General features: G+C 61.9%; 6 protein-coding genes. 3 read left to right on the forward strand and 3 right to left on the reverse strand.

Going from position 1 to position 5,479, the window contains the following annotated elements; translation table 11 throughout:
- Positions 1-54 precede the first annotated feature (54 nt).
- The gene (locus tag ACW9HW_RS28490; protein ID WP_095195593.1) at positions 55-537 is read right to left on the reverse strand and encodes a GNAT family N-acetyltransferase; all 483 of its coding nucleotides are present in this window, start codon (positions 535-537) and stop codon (positions 55-57) included.
- Positions 538-862: 325 nt separating this feature from the next.
- Here ACW9HW_RS28490 and ACW9HW_RS28495 point away from each other — a divergent pair, with 325 nt between their 5' ends.
- The 3 genes from ACW9HW_RS28495 (at position 863) to ACW9HW_RS28505 (ending at position 2,785) form a co-directional block, all read left to right on the forward strand.
- The gene (locus ACW9HW_RS28495; RefSeq protein ID WP_095195591.1) at positions 863-2,068 is read left to right on the forward strand and encodes an MFS transporter; all 1,206 of its coding nucleotides are present in this window, start codon (positions 863-865) and stop codon (positions 2,066-2,068) included.
- 84 nt (positions 2,069-2,152) lie between these two features.
- Positions 2,153-2,491 carry a hypothetical protein gene (locus ACW9HW_RS28500; RefSeq protein ID WP_095195590.1) on the forward strand — a complete coding sequence of 113 codons (339 nt, stop codon included), beginning with the start codon at positions 2,153-2,155 and terminating at the stop codon, positions 2,489-2,491.
- 39 nt (positions 2,492-2,530) lie between these two features.
- Positions 2,531-2,785, forward strand: coding sequence for a hypothetical protein (locus tag ACW9HW_RS28505; RefSeq protein WP_095195589.1), 255 nt, complete (start codon positions 2,531-2,533; stop codon positions 2,783-2,785).
- Positions 2,786-2,910: 125 nt separating this feature from the next.
- On the opposite strand, the gene ACW9HW_RS28510 is transcribed toward ACW9HW_RS28505, so the two are convergent.
- Positions 2,911-3,840: a PfkB family carbohydrate kinase gene (locus tag ACW9HW_RS28510; RefSeq protein WP_095195600.1), complete on the reverse strand. Its 930-nt coding sequence runs from the start codon at positions 3,838-3,840 to the stop codon at positions 2,911-2,913.
- Positions 3,833-5,299 carry a purine-cytosine permease family protein gene (locus ACW9HW_RS28515; RefSeq protein ID WP_457402655.1) on the reverse strand — a complete coding sequence of 489 codons (1,467 nt, stop codon included), beginning with the start codon at positions 5,297-5,299 and terminating at the stop codon, positions 3,833-3,835. The genes ACW9HW_RS28510 and ACW9HW_RS28515 overlap by 8 nt, the downstream gene beginning before the upstream one ends.
- Positions 5,300-5,479 lie beyond the last annotated feature (180 nt).

The raw sequence follows: 5,479 nt of genomic DNA on the forward strand, positions 1-5,479 counted from the left end.
CACATGGACCGCGATCCTGTAGGAGCTGCCGAAGGCTGCGATCTTTTGAAGCGATCACTGACCTTCGGCGAACTCGCGCAGCACCTTGCCATCCATGCGATAGCGAACCCACTCTTCCTGCGGCTGCGCGCCCAGGGATTTGTAGAATTCGATGGCCGGGGTATTCCACTCCAGCACACTCCATTCAAAGCGCCCGCAGTCATTGGCGCAGGCGATCTTGGCCAGGTGCCGCAGCAAGGTTTTGCCCGCACCGCCGCCACGCTGTTGCGGGGTGATGTAGAGGTCTTCAAGGTAAAGGCAGTTGCTGCCCAGCCAGGTGGAATAGCTGAAGAAGAACACCGCGAAGCCGATCGCCACGCCGTCGCGCAGGCAGATCAAACCATGGGCGGTGGCGCCTTCGCTGAACAGGCTGCGCTCGATGTCGGTCACGCTGGCAATGACTTCATGGCGGGCACGTTCGTAGTCGGCCAGTTCAGTGATGAACGCGAGGATTTGCGGAGCATCACTGGGGGTCGCCGGGCGGATTTCGATCGTCATGGACGTGCCTTGTCAGAAGTGGAAAACGCCATACTAATTCGACGCAGGATTTGTGGCGAGGGAGCTTGCTCCCGCTAGGCTGCGCAGCAGCCCCAAAACGGGCAATGCGGTCTTTCAGGTGAAATGGGCGTCGACTATTGCAGGGACTGCTTCGCAGTCCAACGGGAGCAAGCTCCCTCGCCACAGATAAATCCCACAGCACAAAAGCTTCCTCGCCTTTACTCCGGTCGTCGCTAACCCTGGCATCGCGAAGCTCGGACCTAACATAAGCGCGTTGCGTGATAGATAGATGACCTGCGCATTTATCAGGTCAAGGAACCGCGTCATGTCTACCGCAACACCTCCCGTCTCCAGCAAGTTGTTCGGCTTGTTTTGCCTGGCCAGTTACTTGCTGTCGCTGTCCTACGGTTCGACCTTTTTGCTGTCGCTGCTGATCGGTTCGCGCGGGGGGAACGAGCATGATGCCGGCAGTGTGATTTCGGCAGCGATGCTCAGTACCTTTGCAGCCGTCATTGTCTCCGGTCACCTGTCCGACCTGCTCGGCGCGGCGCGTTCGGTGGCGCTGTTCGGCGTCCTGCTGGTGGCCGCCAGCCTGGGTTTCGCACTGGCGCCGGGCTTCGGCAATCTGCTGCTGTTTTTCGGGCTGTTGCTGGGCTTGGGCTGGGGCGTTTTCTACACCCTCGGACCAATCATCGTCGCGAGCCTGGTTTCCCCCGCGCAGCGCGCCAAATACTTTGCCTTGCTGTCGGGCAGCATGATGACCGGGATCGGCAGTGGCCCCTTGCTGGGGCGCGCAGCGAGTGCCTTGGACTATCCGGTGACGGCGGCGTTCTACCTTGCTGCACTGGCCAGCCTGATCGGCGTGCTGCTGTTCTGGCGGCTGGATCGACACCTGAAAAAAGCCTCCGTGCAGTTGACTGTCGTGTCGCGAATTTCCTGGCGTGCAACTGTGCAGGTGCTGTCATCCCGGGCGGTGCTGCCGATCATCATGGTCGGCCTCGGCGGTTGTGTTTTCGGTGGCCTGTCAAGTTTCCAGACCAGCTATGCCGCTGCCCGCTCGCTCGACTATTCGCTGTTCTTCCTCGGTTTCATGAGCGCGGCGATCAGCAGTCGCCTGTTGATCGCCGGCATCGTGGTCAAGCGCGATCCGTTGCGCGCATCGTGCCTGCTGTCAGGCCTGATGATGGGCTCGATCCTGATGTTCGGCTTTGTGGTCGACGACGGCTTCAGCTACGTACTGGCGGCGGTGATGCTCGGGGTCGGTTATGGCCTGACCTATTCGGTGATCAATGGCCTGGCCGCCAACGAGGCACCGACCGGTACCACTGCGCAGTCCTTGTTGCTGTTCAGCCTGTCGTACTTCATCGGCGTGTTTGGTTTCCCGCTGCTCGCCGGAAAAATCATCGTCGAGCATGGAATGGCGACGTTGCTGCTCACCCTGCTGGCGGTCGCCTCGCTCAACTGGTTGATCACCGTGGGGCGGCTGATCTGGCGCCGGGGCACCAGGGCCAAGACCTTACAGCACGCCTGAACCGTTCGTCGTTCATCAGGCACCAATTCGAAGCGGGGGTGGACCAACGTCAGGTAAGGACACTCAATCAAGGGAGACACCACCATGATCTCGTCCAGGCTGACCGCCCTCGCCCTCGCCGCCCTGCTGTCCCCGCTCGCCATCGCCGCGACCACCGCGTCCGGCACCGGCCCGACCAACCCGGTCGAAAGCCCCAAGGCCCCCGCCATCCAGAGCGCCCCCGGCATGAACACCAACGGCACGGGTGTCGACAGCAGCCTGCCACCGTCCACCGGCACCGATCCACGGACACAGGGCAACGACGCCGGTCGCCAAGGCGGGCTGAACCTGCCGGACACAAGGACACCGGATAACGCAGGCTCCGGCATCGGCTCGAAAACCACCACCGGTGGTTCGGGGTCCGAAGGTGGTGTCAGCCAATAGTTCCTCGCAATACCTTCCCATCGTAATGAAGAGGTAACCATGAACGTCGATAAAAACCTGGAAAAAGAAGTCCTGACCCGCCTGTTGCACGCCCACCCGAGTGGTTTGGGCAAGGAGGTCCTGGACAATTACCGGGGGGAGAAAGTCGTGGCCAGTACCCTCGCCACACTGCAGGAACGCGGACTCATCCAGCACGGCAACGTGCAGTGCAACGAAGCCGGCGAGCACTCGCTGAACCTGCCGATCAAACTCAGCGCCGCCGGGGTTGAAGCGGCACGCAAGCTGGATGTTTGATTGATGTTTTGAATACCAGGGCCCCTTCGCGGGCAAGCCCGCTCCCACAGGGATCGATGGTGTGTTCACTATATGTGTCACACCACATCACCTGTGGGAGCGGGCTTGCCCGCGAAAGCGGCAGGTCAGTCGCTGAAAGTCTTGCTGATCAACTCATCCACCTCAGCAGTCCCCGGCGAAGTCGCCGGCCCCCAACGAGTCACCGCCAACGCCGCCGCCGCATTCGCCCGACGCGCCGCATCCAATGCCGACAACCCTTGCGCCAATCCCGCCACCAATACTCCGGCGTGAGCATCGCCAGCGCCATTGCTGTCCACTGCTTCAACCTTGAACCCCGGCACATGCCGGCGCTCGGAGCCCCGGTTGATCCAACAACCTTGTGGCCCGTCACGCACCACCATCAAGACTTTCGCGGGAAGAAGCTCGGCCAGGTGATGCAGCGCTTCATCGATATCCGACGCCCCGGTAAAACGCAGGGCTTCGACGCTGTTGCTGGTCCAGATATCAATGCGCGGCAGTAACGACTTCATCAACGGCGCATCCGGCGAGTCCACCAGCGGACCCGGGTCGAATACCACGTTGATGTCGTCCGGTAATGTCAGCACCCAATCCACCAGCGGCTGCGCCTTGCCCACATGCAGCAGGCTATAACCGCTGACGCAGACATAATCACCCGCCTCCACCGGCACGCTGGCCAGGTCTTCGGCAGTCAACTCGCCTTCGGCACCGATGTAGGACACGAAGCTGCGTTCGGCCGAAGCGTCCGTGATGGCTACGCACAACCCCGTATCGCGCTCGGCGGGATGGGCGATGCCGATGTGGATACCTTCGGTCAGCATCGCTGCGCGGGCCAGGTCGCCGAAACGCCCGGTGCCGTGGCGACCGAGGTAGACCACCGGCAAGCCATTACGCTGCGCGGCAGCCATCACGTTGAAGCCGCCACCGGCTTCGAAACTGGCCGATTGCGCCAGCGCGTCGCCACCCGCTTGCGGCAATTGGTCCACCGCCATGACCAGGTCGATGATGACCTGGCCGGTGTACAGCATCTTAGGCATGAGCATTCTCGACCCGCGCAGCGCGACGATCCTTCGCCCCGCCGAGTACAAAATACAGGCCCCCGGCGACCACAAAGGTCACGATCCAGCCCAGGCCGTTATGCCCCAGCCACGAGTCGGACAGGAAGCCCTTGAACCAGACGTTTTCTGCCGTGGTGCCGATGGTGGTGAAGCTGAAACCGAGGACGATGGCCACCGCCCAGGCACTGAACGCCCGCCACTCGACGCCGCCGCGATACCAGTAGGCGCTGCGCGGGCTGACGTCCAGCAGATCCTTGGGGCTGTAATAGTGACGGTGAATCAGATCAACCACGAAGATCCCGACCCACGCAGTGATCGGCACCGCCAACAGGGAAATGAAGGTAATGAACGGGCCGTAGAAACTGTCGGCGATCAGCATGAAGTAGATGGAACCGGCGAAGATCGCGACGATGTCCACCACCACGGCGTAGACGCGTTTGACCTTCAGGCCGAGGGTCAAGGTGGTCAGGCCGGCGGAGTACACCGACAGGTTGTTCGACAGCAGCAGTCCACCGAATGCGGTGATCAGATACGGCACGGCCATCCAGGTCGGCAGCATGTCACGGATGGCGATGATTGGATCGGTGGCCTGGGCCAGGTCGTTGTTGCCCACCGACAGCAGGCCGCCGAGGGTGATCAACAGTACCAGCGGAATCCCCGCGCCGAATGCCGCCGACGCCACCAGGCGCACGGCTTTGACACTGCGGTGCTGATAGCGCGACATGTCCGCGCCGGCGTTGGCCCAACCGATCCCGGTGCCGGCCGCCATGGTGCCGATGCCGATGATCATCGCGCTCATGGGGGCAGGCGTGGCGTTAAATACCGCACTCCAGTCGATGGTGGCGCAGAGGAAGCCACCGACCAGAATGTTCAGCGCGCCGAACACGTAGGTCGCCCACTTCTGGATCACCAGCAATGTCGCGTGACCGAGGCCGGACACCGACAAGGTCAGGAGCACGAAAATTGCGATGAACACCAGCGTCAGCAGCGGAGCGCTTTTCGCTTCCACCGGCGAGCCGAACAGGATGGAACACAGTGACAGCAGCACGAACGCGGCGGTGGTGGTGTTGACGGTTTCCCAGCCCAGGCGCGACATCAGCGACACCAGGGTCGGACCGATATTGCCGCGCACACCGAAGATGGCGCGGGACAGGGTCAGGCTCGGTGCCCGGCCACGACGGCCGGCGATGGAGATGATCCCGACCACCGCGAAAGAACCGGCGGCACCAAGAATCGCGACGATGATCGCCTGCCAGATCGCCAGTCCGCGAAAGGCCACGAGGGTCGCGCCCAGCGGCAGGCCGAGGATGGAAATGTTGGCCGCGAACCAGACCCAGAACAGCTGCAACGGATGACCATTGCACTCGGCCTCCGGCACCGGTTCGATACCGCGGGTTTCCAATTGCCCGGCACTTTGCCCGGCGTTCGATGAACTCATGAAAATGCTCCTGTTGCCATTTTTGTGTTTGTGGGCAATTAGGGAAATCGACACAACATCCCGGCCATCCTGGCTGTGTTGGTGCGTTCCATTGCGGGTTATCAAATTGAATCGGCGGCGCGGCCTTCGCGAGCAGGCTCGCTCCCACAGGGGATTTATGTCACTCACAGATCCAGTGTG

Source organism: Pseudomonas sp. SDO5532_S415 (genome assembly GCF_054071155.1).